The organism is Methylobacterium sp. Leaf361, from assembly GCF_001424445.1.
Lineage (GTDB): Bacteria > Pseudomonadota > Alphaproteobacteria > Rhizobiales > Beijerinckiaceae > Methylobacterium.
The window spans coordinates 184,623-201,523 of the sequence record NZ_LMPY01000078.1 but is presented as its reverse complement, the minus strand read 5'-3'; the positions used below and the strand labels follow the sequence as shown (position 1 = coordinate 201,523).

General features: G+C 72.4%; 15 protein-coding genes. 6 read left to right on the top strand and 9 right to left on the bottom strand.

All coding sequences use genetic code 11. The features are described 5' to 3' along the window. Positions 1 to 242 precede the first annotated feature (242 nt). Positions 243 to 1,217, bottom strand: a complete 975-nt coding sequence (locus ASG32_RS30515; protein WP_056533695.1) for an outer membrane beta-barrel protein — start codon at positions 1,215 to 1,217, stop codon at positions 243 to 245. A gap of 236 nt (positions 1,218 to 1,453) precedes the next feature. On the opposite strand from ASG32_RS30515, the gene ASG32_RS30510 reads away from it, so the two are divergent. Then, a complete protein-coding gene (locus tag ASG32_RS30510) occupies positions 1,454 to 1,795 on the top strand; it encodes an MmcQ/YjbR family DNA-binding protein (RefSeq protein WP_056533693.1) in 342 nt (113 codons plus the stop codon). Positions 1,796 to 1,845: 50 nt separating this feature from the next. Here the strand turns inward: ASG32_RS30510 and glmM are convergent, their stop codons facing one another. The 6 genes from glmM to pal form a co-directional block, all read right to left on the bottom strand. Further along, positions 1,846 to 3,186 (bottom strand): phosphoglucosamine mutase, encoded by a 1,341-nt coding sequence (glmM, locus tag ASG32_RS30505; protein WP_026605059.1) that lies wholly within the window; start codon positions 3,184 to 3,186, stop codon positions 1,846 to 1,848. Positions 3,187 to 3,255: 69 nt separating this feature from the next. Beyond that, the gene (locus tag ASG32_RS30500; RefSeq protein ID WP_056533691.1) at positions 3,256 to 4,068 is read right to left on the bottom strand and encodes a sulfite exporter TauE/SafE family protein; all 813 of its coding nucleotides are present in this window, start codon (positions 4,066 to 4,068) and stop codon (positions 3,256 to 3,258) included. A gap of 303 nt (positions 4,069 to 4,371) precedes the next feature. Next, the gene (gene ftsH, locus ASG32_RS30495; protein ID WP_056533689.1) at positions 4,372 to 6,294 is read right to left on the bottom strand and encodes an ATP-dependent zinc metalloprotease FtsH; all 1,923 of its coding nucleotides are present in this window, start codon (positions 6,292 to 6,294) and stop codon (positions 4,372 to 4,374) included. A gap of 48 nt (positions 6,295 to 6,342) precedes the next feature. Next, on the bottom strand, positions 6,343 to 7,380 hold the full coding sequence (tilS, locus tag ASG32_RS30490) for a tRNA lysidine(34) synthetase TilS (protein WP_056533833.1): 1,038 nt from the start codon (positions 7,378 to 7,380) through the stop codon (positions 6,343 to 6,345). A gap of 107 nt (positions 7,381 to 7,487) precedes the next feature. Continuing rightward, the gene (gene ybgF, locus ASG32_RS30485) at positions 7,488 to 8,477 is read right to left on the bottom strand and encodes a tol-pal system protein YbgF (RefSeq protein ID WP_056533687.1); all 990 of its coding nucleotides are present in this window, start codon (positions 8,475 to 8,477) and stop codon (positions 7,488 to 7,490) included. A gap of 113 nt (positions 8,478 to 8,590) precedes the next feature. Next, positions 8,591 to 9,085 (bottom strand): peptidoglycan-associated lipoprotein Pal, encoded by a 495-nt coding sequence (gene pal / locus ASG32_RS30480; protein ID WP_012321252.1) that lies wholly within the window; start codon positions 9,083 to 9,085, stop codon positions 8,591 to 8,593. 350 nt (positions 9,086 to 9,435) lie between these two features. On the opposite strand from pal, the gene ASG32_RS30475 reads away from it, so the two are divergent. Then, positions 9,436 to 9,840 (top strand): response regulator, encoded by a 405-nt coding sequence (locus ASG32_RS30475; protein WP_056533685.1) that lies wholly within the window; start codon positions 9,436 to 9,438, stop codon positions 9,838 to 9,840. A 79-nt stretch (positions 9,841 to 9,919) separates the two neighbouring features. Here the strand turns inward: ASG32_RS30475 and ASG32_RS30470 are convergent, their stop codons facing one another. Next, positions 9,920 to 10,969 carry a WcbI family polysaccharide biosynthesis putative acetyltransferase gene (locus ASG32_RS30470; RefSeq protein WP_042675849.1) on the bottom strand — a complete coding sequence of 350 codons (1,050 nt, stop codon included), beginning with the start codon at positions 10,967 to 10,969 and terminating at the stop codon, positions 9,920 to 9,922. Between the two features lie 74 nt (positions 10,970 to 11,043). Here ASG32_RS30470 and ASG32_RS30465 point away from each other — a divergent pair, with 74 nt between their 5' ends. From ASG32_RS30465 to ASG32_RS30455, 3 genes are all read left to right on the top strand, one after another. Next, a complete protein-coding gene (locus ASG32_RS30465) occupies positions 11,044 to 12,111 on the top strand; it encodes a GSCFA domain-containing protein (RefSeq protein WP_042675851.1) in 1,068 nt (355 codons plus the stop codon). A gap of 288 nt (positions 12,112 to 12,399) precedes the next feature. After that, positions 12,400 to 12,999 carry a nitroreductase family protein gene (locus ASG32_RS30460; RefSeq protein WP_056533683.1) on the top strand — a complete coding sequence of 200 codons (600 nt, stop codon included), beginning with the start codon at positions 12,400 to 12,402 and terminating at the stop codon, positions 12,997 to 12,999. Between the two features lie 155 nt (positions 13,000 to 13,154). Next, positions 13,155 to 13,994: an SHOCT domain-containing protein gene (locus ASG32_RS30455; protein ID WP_082558125.1), complete on the top strand. Its 840-nt coding sequence runs from the start codon at positions 13,155 to 13,157 to the stop codon at positions 13,992 to 13,994. A gap of 94 nt (positions 13,995 to 14,088) precedes the next feature. On the opposite strand, the gene ASG32_RS30450 is transcribed toward ASG32_RS30455, so the two are convergent. Then, positions 14,089 to 15,114 carry a KpsF/GutQ family sugar-phosphate isomerase gene (locus ASG32_RS30450; RefSeq protein ID WP_056533680.1) on the bottom strand — a complete coding sequence of 342 codons (1,026 nt, stop codon included), beginning with the start codon at positions 15,112 to 15,114 and terminating at the stop codon, positions 14,089 to 14,091. 228 nt (positions 15,115 to 15,342) lie between these two features. Here ASG32_RS30450 and ASG32_RS30445 point away from each other — a divergent pair, with 228 nt between their 5' ends. Continuing rightward, positions 15,343 to 16,776, top strand: coding sequence for an FAD-linked oxidase C-terminal domain-containing protein (locus tag ASG32_RS30445; protein WP_056533678.1), 1,434 nt, complete (start codon positions 15,343 to 15,345; stop codon positions 16,774 to 16,776). Positions 16,777 to 16,901 lie beyond the last annotated feature (125 nt).

The following is a 16,901-nucleotide window of genomic DNA, read 5'->3' as shown; positions in this document are numbered from 1 at the left end:
GGATCGAGCCTCGACACGGTGATACGCCGGTAACCTTAATTCTCCGTTGCTCGACTGCGATAGGTCAGTCCCGATCCGGGGATGCCAGTCCCGGGACGTCGTGGCGGTTATTGGGTCGGGCAAGGACGGGCTGAGGACAGGCCGAGAACCGGACCTGTCGCGACGGGGCGCCGAAACGCGAGACGGCGCGGAGACCCTCCGCGCCGTCGTCGTCCGTCAAGGGGATCGCGGTCGAGGCGCGATCAGTACTTGCGCACCAGCGGGCCGGGGATGGGCTCCGGCATCAGCGGCGGCAGCGGGGCCGCCACGAAGCCGCCGAGGTAGTAGCGCAGGCCGATCTTCACGTCGTGCGCCTCGATGTCCTTGATCTTGATCGCCTGCAGGCTGCCGGTGCAGCACGGGACGAAGCCCGGGCCGGTCTCGGCCTTGCCGAGGTTCAGGTAGCGGTAGGCGAGTTCGATCTTCAGCGCGTCGGTCACGTTGTAGGCGAGACCGGCGTGGAGCGCCCAGGCGAAGCTGCCGCCGGTCTTGTCCTTGTAGAACTTGCTGCCGCTGTTGGTGTTGTAGACCGGATTGCCGTTCGGGTCGTAGACCGGGGCGTACGGGATGCAGCCGCAGCCGGCATTGGTGTAATCGTACGCGTAGGTCGGGCTGGTGAACTGCTGGTTGGTCGAGTAGCTCGAGACGTGGTTAAATGCGTAGCCGACGCCGCCGCCGATGAACGGCGTGATGCCGTACCACGTGCCGAGGTCGAAATAGGCGTTGGCCAGCACCACCGCGGAGTCGAAGTTGCCGCTCGACTTGTTCACGCCGTACGAGCCGAGCCCGTTGTCGAAATCCGGGCCCTTGTAGTACTCGCTGCCGCGCAGGCCGGTGGAGTAGCGGTACTCACCGGTGATGTCGCCGCGCAGGAACGGGGTGAACTGGTAGCCGACGCCGACGCCCGCGAAACCGCCGCCGCCGACCGCGTTGCCGAAGGCGCGGTTGGACTCGGCGTAGCCGGTGTAGTCGTAGGCGTCGCTGTAGCGCGGACGGGTGTAGATGCTCGCGCCCACGTCGCCACGCAGGTACCAGCCGCCGCCGACCTCGATCGGCGGGGGCGGCGGGGGCGGGGGCGGCGGCAGCATCAGATCCGCGGCCGCGGCGAGGCAGGGCGCACCGACGCTCGCCGCGAGCGTCAGGCTACGCACCAAAGCGTTCAGCTTGGAGCGGGCCATGAGGATTCCTTCACTGGACTCGTGAGCCGGACGCGCGGCGCGCGGTCCCGGGGTACGAGGGCAGGATGGAAGGAACGTCTTAAATCCGGCTTAACGTTAAATGTTAGGCTTGCGCATCCGTTGCCGAACTGTCGAAACGGATATCCGGGCGAGACTTGCTTGTTTCGGCTGCGCTGCGCCGCCGGGGTCAGCGCAGTTCTTCTGTGGGGGCCGGACGGCGCGGGGGCTGAGGCCGCATGGGACCCGACGACGTGCGCATCCTGGCGCTGATGCTGCCCGAGGCGGTAGCGGGCGCCCACAGCGGCAACCCGGATTTCCGGGTCGGCGGCCGGGTCTTCGCGACCCTCTGGGTCGAGGAGGCGCGGGTCGTGCTGCGCCTCGCGCCCGCCGATCAGGCCGCCCTCTGCGAGGCCGAGCCGGACCTGTTCGCGCCGCTCGACGGCGCCTGGGGGCGGCGGGGCTGGACCAATCTCGACCTCGACCCGTGTGCGGAGGAGATTCTGCGAGCGGCGCTGCTGGCGGCGTGGCGGATGACCGCACCCGCGGAGCTGCGCGCCGCCTACGCCGATCTGGGCTGACTCGGGCTGCCCCCTTCGGAGTCGAGCCGCGCCCCTCCGGGGCTCCGGCCTCAGGCCGCCGCGCGGGTGACGGCGTCGACCACCTCGTCGACCACCGCGTTGACGAGGCCGCGGTCGTCGCCCTCGGCCATGACGCGGATCACCGGCTCGGTGCCCGACGGGCGGATCACGAGGCGGCCGGCATTGCCGAGCCGCTCGCGGGCGTGCTCGATGGCGCTGACCACGCTGTCCTCGCGCAGGGGCTCGCCGCTCCGGTAGCGGACGTTCTTGAGGATCTGCGGCAGCGGGTCGAAGCAGTGGCAGACCTCGCTCACGGGCCGGTTCTGCCGCTGCACCACGCTCAGCAGCTGCAGGGCGGCCACGAGGCCGTCGCCGGTGGTCGTGTAGTCCGACATGATGATGTGGCCGGACTGCTCGCCGCCGAGGTTGTAGCCGTGCGCCCGCATGTGCTCGAGGACGTAGCGGTCCCCCACCGCCGTGCGGGCCAGGGTCAGGCCGAGGCCGCCGAGGAACCGCTCCAGGCCGAGATTCGACATGATCGTCGCGACCACGCCCGGCTGCGTCAGGCGCTCGTCCTCCTTCCAGGAGCGCGCCACGACGGCCATGAGCTGGTCGCCGTCGACCACTTGGCCCTTCTCGTCCACGATCAGCACCCGGTCGGCGTCGCCGTCCAGCGCGATGCCGATATCGGCCCGGCGCTCGCGCACCATGTCGATCAGGGCCGCGGGCGCGGTCGAGCCGACATCCCGGTTGATGTTGAACCCGTCCGGCTCGGTGCCGATGGCGATCACCTCGGCGCCGAGCTCCCACAGGGTCTCGGGGGCGACCCGGTAGGCCGCGCCGTTGGCGCAGTCGACCACGACTCGCAGCCCGTCCAGCGTCACCTGCCGCGGCAGGGTCCGCTTGGCGAACTCGATGTAACGGGCGTGCACGCTCTCGATGCGCTTGGCCCGGCCGAGGTCGTTCGAGCCGGAGAGGCGCTTGTGCATGTCGGCGTCGATCAGCCCCTCGATCTCGTGCTCGATCGCGTCGTTGAGCTTGAAGCCGTCGGGCCCGAACAGCTTGATGCCGTTGTCCTCGAACGGGTTGTGCGAGGCCGAGATCATCACGCCGAGATCGGCCCGCATCGAGCGGGTCAGCATCGCCACGGCCGGCGTCGGCACCGGCCCGAGCAGGAGCACGTCCATGCCCACCGAGGTGAAGCCGGCGACGAGCGCGGTCTCGATCATGTAGCCCGAGAGGCGGGTGTCCTTGCCGATCACCACCCGGTGGCGGTGGTCGCCGCGCTGGAACACGAGGCCGGCGGCCTGACCGACCTTGAGGGCGAGCTCCGGCGTGATCACGCCGTTGGCCCGGCCCCGGATGCCGTCGGTTCCGAAATACTTGCGCACCATCACGTCTCCGGCGCCCGGTCTCGCGGACCCGGCACAGCTTAGCAGATTATCGCGCCCGCCGGCGGCTCACCGGCCGGCAGAGTCAACGGGGTGCTCCCCGACAAAGGCGGTCGAAATGGGGCGCCCGGCGCGCTGCAGGAGCCGCGGCGCCGAGGCCGAGACCAGCGCGAGGCCCGAGACGGTCAGCAAGCCGAGCACGAGCCGGCGGAAGGCGACCTCGCTGAGGCCGAGATAGATCCGGGTGCCGAGCAGCGTCGGGACCAGCATCGCCGGCAGGACCACCGCCAGGATCGGCAGCGTCGCCCGGGTGACGAGCCCCGCGGCGAGGTAGGTCGCCAGGGTGACGCTGAGCATCGCGAGGTTGAAGTTCTGGATCACCGAGCGCTGCACGTCGCGCTCGTAGCGGCGCAGGGTGCACCAGAGGGTCGGCAGCACGCCCGTGAAGCCGCCGAGCCCGCCCATCATCCCGCCGCCGAGGCCCACCGCGGCGTCGGCGAGCCGGCCGCCGGCCGCGATCCGCGGCAGGTTCCGGGCGAACAGCATGGTCGGGCACCAGACCATCAGCAGGAGGCCGAGGAGCGTCTTGAACCAGTCGGCGTCGAGCCGCGGCAGCAGGAGGACGCCGAGGGGGATGCCGGCGAGGCCGCCGAGCACGAAGGGCGCGAGGCGCCCGGTCTCGAACCCGCGCCGGACCGAGACCGCCGCGATGACCTGGCCCGTGAAGGCGCCGGAGACGGCCAGCACGGCGGCGAGCTGCGGGTCGATCACCCAGGCCCAGAACGACAGGGCCGTGAGGCCGAAGCCGAAGCCCGACAGGCCCTGGACGAAGCCGGCGACGACGGCGCCGAGGGCGACGACGAGATAGGTCGAGACCGGCATCGGGGGTTTCGCGGCGGCCTGTGGAAGGGACCTGTGTTTCCGATTCGGCGGAGTCCGCCGAGCCTCCGGCCAAGCCGACGCGCGCGATCCGCCGACAGGAGGGCCGGTTTGTCACGGGAGACGCGGCGACAATCACGCGTCGCCGGCGAACGCCGCCGCTGATGAGGGAGCGCGACGCGGCCCCGCGCGCGGTCCTGACAGCGTCCTGAAAGCGCGCCGAATCCGCACGCGCGTCGAAGGAGGCCGCACGGAACGAAAAAGGGCGCCTCGCGGCGCCCCCTTCGCTCGTCCGATTCCGCGACCTCAGGCCTGGGGCTGCGGCTCCAGGCCGCCGTCGCTCTCCTTCGGCCGGCCGCGGCCCGCCGAGGGGACCGAGGAGCCCCGGGCCGGGGTCGGCGGCACGTCGCCGCCGTCGCGGATCGGGGGCTGGCCCTTGAGCAGGTTGCGGATCTCCTCGCCCGAGAGGGTCTCGTACTCGAGGAGCCCCTGGGCCAGGGCCTCCAGGTCGTCCTTGTGCTCGGCCAGGATGCGGCGCGCCTCCTCCAGGCCGGTCTCCACGAGGCGGCGGACCTCGGCGTCGATCTTCTGGGCGGTCGACTCGGAGACCGATTGCTGCCGGCCCATCGACATGCCGAGGAAGACCTCGTCGTTGTTGTCGCCGTACGCGACGGTGCCGAGCTCGGGGCTGAAGCCCCAGCGGGTCACCATCATCTTGGCGAGCCGCGTCGCCTGCTCAATGTCCGACTGCGCGCCCGAGGTCACCTTCTCGCGCCCGAAGATCATCTCCTCGGCGATGCGGCCGCCCATCATGATCGCCAGCCGCGAGGTCATCTGCTCGAAGCTCATGGAGAGCTTGTCGCGCTCGGGCAGCTGCATGACCATGCCCAGCGCCCGACCGCGCGGGATGATGGTCGCCTTGTGCACCGGGTCGGTGGCCGGGACGTTCAGCGCCACGATGGCGTGGCCGCCCTCGTGGTAGGCGGTGAGCCGCTTCTCGTCCTCGGTCATCACGAGGGTGCGCCGCTCGGCGCCCATCATGACCTTGTCCTTGGCGTCCTCGAACTCGTGCATCGTCACGATGCGTTTTCCGCGTCGAGCGGCGAGGAGCGCCGATTCGTTGACGAGGTTCATCAGGTCGGCGCCCGAGAAGCCCGGGGTGCCGCGCGCGATGGTCTTGAGGTCGACGTCGGGGGCCAGCGGCACCTTGCGGACGTGGACGCGCAGGATGCGCTCGCGGCCGGTGACGTCCGGGTTCGGCACCATGATCTGGCGGTCGAAGCGGCCGGGACGCAGCAGCGCCGGGTCGAGCACGTCGGGGCGGTTGGTCGCCGCGATGATGATGACGCCCTCGTTGGCCTCGAACCCGTCCATCTCCACGAGGAGCTGGTTCAGGGTCTGCTCGCGCTCGTCGTTGCCGCCGCCGAGGCCGGCGCCGCGGTGGCGGCCGACCGCGTCGATCTCGTCGATGAAGATGATGCAGGGCGCGTTCTTCTTGGCCTGCTCGAACATGTCGCGCACGCGGCTGGCGCCGACGCCCACGAACATCTCGACGAAGTCGGAACCCGAGATGGTGAAGAACGGCACGTTGGCCTCGCCCGCGACCGCCCGGGCGATCAGGGTCTTACCGGTGCCGGGCGGGCCGACGAGCAGCACGCCGCGCGGGATCCGACCGCCGAGCCGCTGGAACTTCTGCGGGTCGCGCAGGAACTCGACGATCTCCTGGAGATCCTCCTTCGCCTCCTCGACGCCGGCGACGTCGTCGAACGACACGCGGCCGTGGGCCTCGTTAAGGAGCTTGGCCTTCGACTTGCCGAAGCCCATGGCGCGGCCGGCGCCGGACTGCATCTGGCGCGAGAGGAAGATCCAGGCGCCGATGAAGACGAGGATCGGCAGCCAGCTCACCAGCAGCTGGATGAACCAGGGGGTGTTGTCGGACGGCGGGCGGGCGGTGATCGTCACGCCCTTGCCCTGGAGCTTGGAGACCAGGCTCGGGTCGTTGGGCGCGTAGCTCGTGAAGTTGCCGCCGCCCACGTAGGTGCCGGACACGTCCTGCCCGGAGATCACCACCGACTGGATCTTGCCGGCATCGGCGTCGTTCAGGAGCTGGCTGTAGGCGATCTCGCTGCCGCCGCCCCGGTGACCCGGGTTCTGGAACAGGGTGACGAGGGCCAGCACCAGCAGGAAGATGACGACCCACAAGGCAAAGTTGCGAAAATTCGGGTTCATCGATCAATCCCTGGCGCGTGCGACCCCCAGGACGGACCCGCCACGCGGCTATTCCGATCCATCCGTGCACACTCCGCCAATGTAGGCGGGGGGCTCTCCCTTGCCAAGTAAGTCGGGAGACCCTGCGGCGAGGGCAGCACCTGCGGGTCCGTGCCGGCGCGGCGGCTCCGGGGCGAGGTTCACGCCCCCGCCCGCGTCGGCGGCGACGAGGATCCCCGCGAGGGTGCGGCGGACCGGCTCCCGGCGACGCAGGGCCGGCAGGAGCGATTCGAGGACAAGGGCCTCGAGGCGCTCGAGGCGGCGCGGCGCCGCGCCGGCCCGGGCCAGGGCGAGATCCAGGCAGCGAAGGGCCACGGCGTCCGGCAGGACCGCCAGGGCGCGCCCGTCGAGGCGCAGGCCCGCGCCCGTCTCCGACCCGGGCCGGAGCGCCCCGTCGAGGGCCTGCTCGGCCGCGCCCCGGAGCGCGGCCTCGTCGCGGGCGGCGCGCTCGGCGAGCCGGGCGAGGCGCGCCCGGGTCAGGCCCTCGCGCTCCAGGGCCGGCCAGGCCGCGCGCAGGCGGCCGCGGGCGAAGCGCGGATCGCCGTTGGCGGGATCGCGCAGATACCCGATGCCGCGCGCCGCGCACCACGCCACCAGGCTCGCCTTCGGCAGGTGCAGGAACGGGCGCCCGAGGGCGAGGCCGGGACCGAGGTCCCGCTCGGCGCGCATGCCGGCGAGCCCCGCGGGGCCGCTGCCGGCCGCGAGCCGGATCAGCACCGTCTCGGCCTGGTCATCCCGCGTGTGGCCCGTCAGCACGAGCCCGGCCCCGACCGCCCCGGCATGGGCGGCGAGGAGTGCGTAGCGGGCGGTGCGGGCCGCGTCCTGCAGGCCGGTGCCGGGCTTCGCGCCCGTCCAGGTCAGGGTCGCGTGGGGCAGGTCCAGCGCCCGGGCGGCACGGCCGACGCCCTCGGCCTCCGCGCCGGATTCCGGCCGCAGGCCGTGATCGACGGTCGCCACGCGCAGGGACGCGCCGGTCGCGTCGCGCAGGTGCGCGGCGGCGTGCATCAGGGCGCTCGAATCGGGACCGCCCGAGACGGCGAGGAGCACGCTCCGCCCGCCGCGCGCGGTCCGGTCGAGCCAGGGGCGGAGGGCGCCGAGGACTGGGTCGCCCGAGTCGCCCGAGTCGCCCAAGTCGCTCAGAGCGCCCGAGACGCTCAGGCGCCGCAGCGGGCGCGCTTCTGCTCGCGGGCGACGCCCTGGCGGACGCCGGTGCCGGCATTCGGGAACTTCCGGTCCAGCTCGGCCAGGGTCGCGCAGGCCTGCTCGCGGGCGCCGAGCGCGTTGAGCGTGACGCCGAGCTTCAGCATGGCGTCGGGGGCCTGGGCGGAGCGGGCGTAGTCGGTGGAGACCTTCAGGAACTGCTCGGCGGCCTCGCGGTTGCGGCCGCGGGCGAGGTAGCTCTCGCCGAGCCAGTAGGTCGCGCCGGCGACCCGGTTGTCGCGCGGGTGCGACTGGATGAACTGGCGCAGGCCCATCTCGGCCTGCTCGTACTGCTTGGCGCGGTACAGCTCGACCGCGGCGTCGAAATCGGCGGCCGGATCGCCGGTCCGGGTCGCCGCCACGCTCTCGGAGGGCCGCGCCGGGATCGCCCCGGTCCGGGCCGGCGGCCGCAGGTCCACGGGCTCGTCGTAGCCGGAGGTCCCGGCCTCCGCGTCCTCCTCGCCGGACTCGTTGAGCGCGCCCTGGGGCAGGCGCTGCGGCCGGGGCGCCGCCTCGGCGGCCTCCTCGGCCTCGCGGGGCGGCAGCGGCGCGGAGGGCCGCGTGCTGCCGAGCTGCACCGGGGCGCCCGGGGCTCCGGGGGCCTGCGACGGGTCAAAGGCGTCGCCGCGCTTCCCGGGGCGGCCGGCGCCCGGATTGCCGCCGTTGACGGGCCCCGACGGCGCGGGCGCGGCCGAGGGTTTGCCGCCCTTGCCCTCGTTCAGGCGGTACTCGACGTCCTCCTGGAACTTGCGCAGCTGCTCCTTGAGCTGGCGGTTCTCGTACTGGAGGGTCTCGATCTGCCCGGCCATCATCCGGGACTGGTTCTCGATGCGGCCGAGGCGCACCACCAGTTCCGAGGCGTCCTGCGCGGCGGCCGGGTGGCCGAGGAGCGCGGCACCGAGGGCGGTGGCGAGGGCGAGGCGGGTGCGAAGGTGGGCGGGCATGGTTCGGCTGCGGTCCGGTGTCGGCGCGAGGCCCTAACAGATGCGCCGCACCGCGGCAAAACTGCGGCGCGGAGGCGGCCGCATGCCGCCTCCGGACTCGTTCGCGCGGCGGCCTACGCGCCGGCGCCGCGGTCGAGGACGATCACCGCGCGGCGGTTCTGCGACCAGCAGGAGATGTCGTTGCACACCGCCACCGGCCGCTCCTTGCCGTACGAGACCGTCCGCATCCGGCTCGCCGCGATGCCGCGGGTGGCGAGGTAGTCGTTCACCGCCTGGGCCCGGCGGGCGCCGAGGGAGAAGTTGTACTCGCGGGTGCCGCGCTCGTCGGCGTGGCCCTCGATGATGAAGGTGTAGCGCGGGTAGCGCTGCAGCCACGCGGCCTGCTTGTCGAGGGTCGCGGTCGCGGTCGGCGTCAGGTCGGTGGAGTCCGACTCGAAGAAGACCCGGTCGCCGATATTGACGACGAAGTCCTGCGCGCTGCCCGGGGTGGCGGCGCCAGCCCCGAAGGCGGAGGCGTCGGCGAGGTCCTTGTCGTTGCTGCAGGCGCCCAGGCCGAGGGCGGCGACGAGCGCGAGGCCGAGGGCGGCGGCGCGGAAACGCTGGGGCATGGTCTGAAAAACTCCTCGAGCGGTGCCGAAGGCCGGCTGCTGGTCTTCGAGGCGGGTCCGCGTAATCCTGGCGCCGTTGGTAGGCGGGGTTGGTTAAGCGACGGTTCCGCCGGGCGGCGCGGGGGCGTGGTGACGGTCCGCACCGATCGACGGCGTGCGCTGACGCACCCGGACGCGCCCGGAATGCGGCGGCGGCGGGGCGGCGGGCCGCGACGCGCCATTTCGGCCGCCCCGGTTGCGGCGCTGCAACAGGCGCCGCGCGTCCCGCCGGTAACGGTTGCGGGCCGGTCTTTAAGAGATCCTCAACCCTATCGGTCCCTTATCGGTGGGCCGAACACCGGACCTCCCGCATGCGCCCCGCCCAGAGCGTCCTCATCGTCGAGGACAGCTACCTGCTCCTCGAGATCGTCGCGAGCCTGTGCGAGACGCACGGCATCCGGGTGATCGAAGCCTCGACGGGCGAGGCCGCGCTGACCGTCCTGCGCGACCGGGGCGCGGCGATCGACTGGCTGTTCACCGACATCCACCTGCCCGGACTGATCGACGGCTGGACGGTGGCCCACGCCTTCCGGGCGATCCATCCGGACCGGCCGGTGGTCTACACCTCGACCGACACGCACGGCCGCAGCGGCGTGCCGGGCAGCCTGTTCCTGCGCAAGCCCTTCCAGATGCAGGAGGTCAACCGCCTGGTCCGGATGATGGTCGAGGGTCTGGGCGAGGCTGGCTCCGACAGCCGGCTCTGCGCGGCGGGCTGAGTCACGGACCCTTCCGGGCGGGACCGTCGTCGCGCGCGCCGCGAAGCGACCCGGGACGCCGCGGCGCCCGGAGGCGGCCTCAGCCGCCCCGGAACAGCGCGACGATCTCCGGCGCGGCGAGCCACGCCTCGACCCGCGGGCAGGCGAGATCCCCGGGGGGCATCGCGTCGTAGAGGGCGAAGCTCGCCGCGACGAAGCCCGGCAGGTCGTAGAGCACCGGGAAGTCGTCGCCCCGCGGCTTGGTCTTGAACAGGTACGAGCCGGTCAGGCCGAAATGCTCGGCGATGGGCGGGTAGATCGGCCAGACCACGTCCTGGGCCAGCTCGTCGCCGAGGTAATCCTCGATCTCCACGGGCTCGGGCGTGAGCCCGTTCTCCTGCAGCAGCCGCCTCGCGATGTCGCCGAGGACGTGGACCTTGGGATGGTTCATCAGGTGCATGAAGGCGCCGCGGCGCGCCCAGCGGGTCACCTCGCGCTCCAGCCCGAAGCCCAGGGCGTCGGCCGCGCCGACGAGCTCGCGCACCGCCGGATCCCAGTGGTCGAGGTAGCCCAGGCGGGCGAACACGTCCTCGCGGAACAGGGCGGCCGTGCGGCCGGCATCGAGGCCGAGCCGGTGGGCGGTGACGACGATCGCCGAGTGGTACTGGCCCAGCGGCGACGGCGTCAGCTTCAGCGCGGCGAGGTCCGACGCCTGCCCGACATAGACCATGTCCGGGTGGAAGGCCGAGAACACGATCGACGGGAACAGCTTGAGCCGCGGGTCGGCCGCGCGCACAGTGGCGGCGTCGCCGCCGGGGATCAGCCCGGCCGGGAAGGCCTGCGAGAAGACGTGGTCGTGGGCGCGCAGGGTCCGGATCAAGCCGTCGACATGGCCGTGGTCGCGCTTCAGCGAGCCCATGGGCAGGTAACGGACCGGGCTCTTCGGCGCGAGCAGGCGCATGGCCCGGGCGATGCCCCGGGCCTGGCAATTGCCCAGCACCGCGATGCTCGGCCCGTCACGGGTCGTGGCGGTGCGGGCGCGGTTCCGCCATGGTGTCGCCCAGGTGGGGGCCCAACGGGTAGGCGTCCAATCGGTCGCCGAGCGGGTGAACGCGCTGCGGGCGCGCCGGGGCAGGTCGTTCAGGGCCACGTCGCGTGCCGGTGTCAGCGGACGGAACAGCGCCCCCGAGGGCCTGCCGCCGTCGTGAAGAAGAGGGTTCGAAGATGGCGTTGAATCCGTATACGGGTCTACCGGCCGAGCGATTCTGGCGCAAGGTCGTCACCAACGTGCCGCCCTTCGCGGTCAATCCGCACCCGAAGGACACGTTCGTGATCGGACCGACCGACAAGGTCGCCACCGGCGGCTCGTGCTTCGCCCAGCGGGTGGCCGAGGCGGTGCGCGGCGCCGGGTTCAACTACTACCTGACCGAGCCGCCGACCCCCGGCATGAGCGCCGAGGAGGCCAATGCCCGCCAGTTCGGCACGTTCTCGGCGCGCTACGGCAACCTCTACTACACGCGCCAGTTCGTGCAGCTGTTCGACCGGGCCTACGGCACGTTCGAGCCGGAGCTGAAGGCGTGGCTGCGCGACGACGGCCGCTACGTCGACCCGTTCCGCCCGACCGTCGAGCCGGCGGGCTTCGCCAGCGAGGCCGAGGTGGTCGCGGCGCGCGACGCGCACCTCGCCGAGGTGCGCCGCCTGTTCGAGACGCTCGACGTGTTCGTGCTGACGCTCGGCCTCACCGAGGGCTGGCGCTGGCGGGCCGACGGCGCGGCGCTGCCGCTCGCCCCCGGTGTCGCGGGCGGCACGTTCGACCCCGCGCTCTACGAGTGCGTGAATGCCGGCGCGGGCGAGGTGCTCGGTGACCTCAACGGCTTCCTCGACCGGCTCTGGAGCGTGAACCCGAAGGCGCGGGTGATCTTCACGGTCTCGCCGGTACCGATGATCGCCACCTACATGGACCGGCACGTGATGGAGTCGAACAGCTACTCCAAGTCGGTGCTGCGGGTGGCGGCCGGCGAGGTGGTCGGCCGCGGCGACCCGCGGGCGGTCTACTTCCCCGCCTACGACATCGTCACGAGCAACGTGAATGCCGGGCGCTACTACAACGAGGACCAGCGCACCATCAACGACGCGGGCGTGCGCCACGTCATGCGCCTGTTCCTGGCGACCTTCGCGCGCGACCGGGTCTCGCCGGCGCCGACCCACGCCCCCGTCGACCTCGCGGCCGAGTTCGAGGGCAATGCCGGCGTGATCTGCGACGAGGAGGAGATCGAGCGCAGCGTGGCGTGACGGGGGGCCGAGATCGTCACCGGAGCGGCCGCGGCCATCGGGCGGCCTGCATCGTCTTCACGAGCGTAGCGAAGTGACCCAGGGTAACGCGACATCGACAGTCGTGGCGCTGCCTGGATTGCTTCGCTCCGCTCGCAAAGACGGCAGCGCTCCGAAGATCCCGCCGGGCAAACGCTCGAGCCCTTCGCGACCGTCACGGCGGCCGGGGCGATCCCGCGTTTGCCTCCAGCCCGGCCTTTCGGGCAAGCTCGGCCGCCCGGGCGCTCGCGCCTATCGGAGACGAATCCCTTGAGCCTGCCCCCGCCCCGCCACGCCGACCACGACATCGATCCGGTCTTCGTGAAGCGGCACTCGCCCCGCGCCTTCACGGGCGAGGCCGTGCCCGAATCCGAGCTGATGCGGATGATCGAGGCGGCGCGCTGGTCGCCCTCCGCCTACAACTCGCAGCCCTGGCGCTTCCTCTACGCGCTCCGGGGCGACGCCCACTGGGACACGTTCTTCGACCTGCTGGTGCCCGGCAATCAGAAATGGGTGTCCGGCACCGGCGCGATCCTGTTCCTCGTCTCGAACGGGCTCATGAAGGTCGGCGACGAGCTGAAGCCCTCCTACAGCCACTCCTTCGACGCCGGCACCGCCTCGCTGGCCTTCCAGCTCCAGGCGATCCACCAGGGCTGGCACGCCCACGGCATGGTCGGGTTCGACCACGTCCGCGCGCCCGCGGTGCTGCGTCTGCCCGAGAACCACCGGATCGAGGCCGCCTTCGCGGTCGGCCGCAAGACGCCCGAGGCGGACCTCACCGAGGAGCAGCGGCCCCGCGAGACCCCGAACGGCCGCCGGCCGATCACCGACTTCACCATCGCGGGACCGTTCCCGCAGGCCGCCGGCTGAGACGGGCCGGAACCCGCTCGGACGGCCGGGGATTGGCTCCGCATCGCGACGCCGTCGCAGGTCCGTGGGCGCAGGCCCACGGGCTCGACCCGGGCCGGCAGGGGGCCGCCGCCGCGCGCCTCCTGTCCGCCCTCCGACGCTTCGGGAGCTGGCTCATGGATCCGTCCGACACCGCCGCGTCCGACCCGTTCCGGGATGACGGGCCGTTCGACCCCGTCCCCGGGCTGCAGACCGTCGCCGACCGCCACGGGGTCAGCCCGGACGCGGTGCGCCACCTGGTCCGGGCCCTCGAGCGTGGCCACGGCACGATGGCGCAGTTCGACCATCCCGATCTCGGCGGGATGGGGCAGTGGTTTTCCGGCGGGATGGTGATGGTCGGCCGGATGTTCGACGACGCGCTGAAGGCGCGGGTCGACGCGCTCTGCACCGAGCTGGCCGGGGCGCTCCCGGCGGGCGGCTTCTCGGAGGCCGCGCCCGCGGCGCGCCGGGGCGGCGGCGAGTGGTGGCCGGCCGGCCTCGGGGATCCGGCGAGCACCGGCGCGCAGAACGGGCTGCGCTACGCCTATTTCCCGGACAGCCGGCGGCTCGCCGTCGACGCGGGGTCCGGGGTCGCGCTGTACGATACCGGCGAGCACCGCATCACCGGAGTTTCCCAGGCGAACGGCAGCCTCGGCTTCACGGGACCGTCCGGGGCCGTCGCCCTCGACCGCCTGCGCCGGATCGAGGCGGAGGTCGCGGCGCCGCGCCAAGCGGATCCGGGCCAGGTGGACCCGGGCCGAGCGGACCCGGGCCGAGCGGACCCGGCCGAGATCCCGGCGAAGGCCGCCCCCGCCGCTTCGCCGGCCGCTGCGGCTGCCCCTTCGGCGGCCCCGGACCGGTCGTCTCCGGACGCGATCCTCGCGACCATCGAGCGGCTGGCCGAGCTGCACGCGCGCGGCGTGCTCACCGACGCGGAGTTCGCGACCAAGAAGGTGGAGTTGCTGGCCCGGCTGTGAGGGGCGCCCGGCCGCCGCATCCTCCGCCCCGTCCTAAGGCGCGGAGGCCTCGCGGGATGTGGGCGCGGATCGGACCTGCCGGGTCCGGACGGCCTCAGGCGATGCCGACGCGCAGCAGGTCGTGGACGTGCACGATGCCGACAGGCCGGCCGTCGGTGACGGCGAAGACCGCCGTGATCAGCCGGCGGTTCATCAGCTCCAGCGCGGCCTGGGCCAGCTTGTGCGGCTCCACGGTCACCGGGTCGCGGGTCATGACGGTCGAGACCGGCGTGTCGAGGAGCGCCGGACCCATGTGGCGGCGCAGGTCGCCGTCCGTGACGATGCCGACGAGGCGGCCGGCCGCGTCCGTGACGCCGACGCAGCCGTAGCGCCGCGCCGCGATCTCGATCATCACCTCGGACATGAGGGCGGTCTCGTGCACCAGCGGCATGTCCTGGGGCCCGTGCATCACCTGCTGCACGGTCCTGAGGCGGGCCGCGAGGGTGCCGCCCGGATGCAGGGTGTGGAAGCGCGCCGAGGTGAAGCCGCGCCGCTCCAGGAGCGCCACCGCCAGGGCGTCGCCCAGCGCCAGCTGGATCAGGCTGGAGGAGGTCGGCGCGAGGTCGTGCGGGCAGGATTCCCGCACGCGGGGCAGTTCCAGCAGCACGTCGGCGGCCTTGCCCAGGGTGCTCTCGCCGTTGCGGGTAATCGCCACCAGAGGGATCGAGAACCGGCGGCTGAAGCCGACGAGGTCGGACAGTTCCGCGGTCTCCCCCGACCACGACAGCGCGATGATGACGTCGTCCCGGGCGATCATCCCGAGGTCGCCGTGGCTCGCCTCGGTCGGGTGGACGAAGAAGGCGTGCGTGCCGGTGGAGGCCAGCGTCGCGGCGATCTTGCGCCCGACATGCCCGCTCTTGCCGATGCCGCTGACGATGACGCGGCCCTTGCTCTGCAGGATGGTCTGCACCGCCTCCTCGAAGGCCGCGCCGAGCCGGCCCTGGAAGGCGGCGCTCGCCTCCTGCAGGGCCGCGATGCCGAGCTGGAGGCTGCGGATCCCGAGGTCGCGGGTGGTGGCGAGATGCGCCGACGGCGCGTCGTAGCGGTCGTCGCGCAGGGCGCTGGAGGCGGGAGCGTTCATCGTGTCCGTTCTTGACCCGTCGACCGGATCCGGCACCGGGGGCCGGAATCGGGGAGCGGCGCAGCGAGGCGTCTCCGGCGACGCTAGGCAGCCGTCGTGGTTGAAATGTGACGCGGGGACGACGCAGCGCCGCACGCCGATTGAAGGCGCGGCCGCCGGGGTCCATGCTCCCGGCACGCCATCCCGCGCGCCGTCTCGCGCCGCGGGCCCCAGGAGGGCAAGAGCCCCATGACCATCCGCTTCTCCGACCCCGATCCCGCGATCCTCGCCCGCCGCGAGGCGATCCTGGCCGGCCTCGCGCCCCTGGTCGCGCCGGAGGCGCTGGTGGTCAGCGAGGACGAGCGCCGGGCCTTCGAGACCGACGGGCTCACCGCCTACCGGCAGATGCCGCTCGCCGTGGTGCTGCCCTCCACCACCGCGGAGGTCGCCGCCGTGATGGCCTACTGCCACGCCAACGGCGTGCGGGTCGTGCCCCGGGGCGCCGGCACCTCGCTCGCGGGCGGCGCCATCGCGCAGGCCGACGCGATCATCCTCGGCGTCGGCAAGATGACCCAGGTCCTCGACATGGACTTCGCCAACCGCACCGCCCGGGTGCAGAGCGGCATCACCAACCTGGCGATCTCCGGGGCGGTCAGCCACGAGGGCTTCTTCTACGCTCCCGACCCGTCGAGCCAACTCGCCTGCACGATCGCGGGAAACATCGCGATGAATTCGGGCGGCGCGCACTGCCTGAAATACGGCGTGACCACCAACAACCTGCTCGGCGTCACCCTGGTGCTCAACGACGGCACCGTGGTGGAGATCGGCGGCCAGCACCTCGACAGCGGCGGCTACGACCTGCTCGGCCTCGTCTGCGGCTCGGAGGGGCAGCTCGGCATCGTCACCGAGGCGACCGTGCGGATCCTGCGCGCCGCCGAGGGCGCGCGCCCGGTGCTGGTCGGCTTCTCGAAGGTCGAGGATGCGGGCGACTGCGTCGCGGCGATCATCGCGGCCGGGATCATCCCGGTGGCGATCGAGTACATGGACCGCGAGGCGATCCTCATCACCGAGGACTTCGCCCAGGCCGGCTACCCGCGCGACGCCGAGGCGATGCTGATCATCGAGGTCGAGGGCTCGGACGCCGAGTGCGACGCGATGCTGGCGCGGATCGAGACGATCGCCCGGGATTTTCGACCGACCAGCCTGCGCGTCTCGCGCTCGGAGGCGGAATCGGCCGCGATCTGGAAGGGCCGCAAGTCGGCCTTCGGGGCGACCGGCCGGATCTCCGATTACATCTGCATGGACGGGACGATCCCCACCGGCCAGCTCGGGCCGGTGCTGGAGCGGATCGGCGCCATCTGCGCCGAGAAGGGCCTGCGCGTCGCCAACGTGTTCCACGCGGGCGACGGCAACCTGCACCCGCTGATCCTGTTCGACATTAACACGCCCGGCGAATTGCAGAAGGCCGAGGCCGCGGGCGACGAGATCCTGAAGCTCTGCGTCGAGGTCGGCGGCTGCCTAACCGGCGAGCACGGCGTCGGCATCGAGAAGCGCGAGTTGATGCGCTTCCAGTACGACCAGGTCGATCTCGAGCAGCAGATGCGGGTCAAGGCGGTGTTCGATCCGGACTGGATGCTGAATCCCGCCAAGGTGTTCCCGCTGGACGGGCGCCTCGCGGCCTGAGCCGCGCCGCGCGCGGGGTCCGGCCGAGAGCTTGGCCGAGAGCCCGGCCAACAGGTCTGCGAACAAGTCCGGACCGGTGCGGGCGCGATCGTCTCCGATCGCCCGCCCCCGTCCGGGCCTCGCGG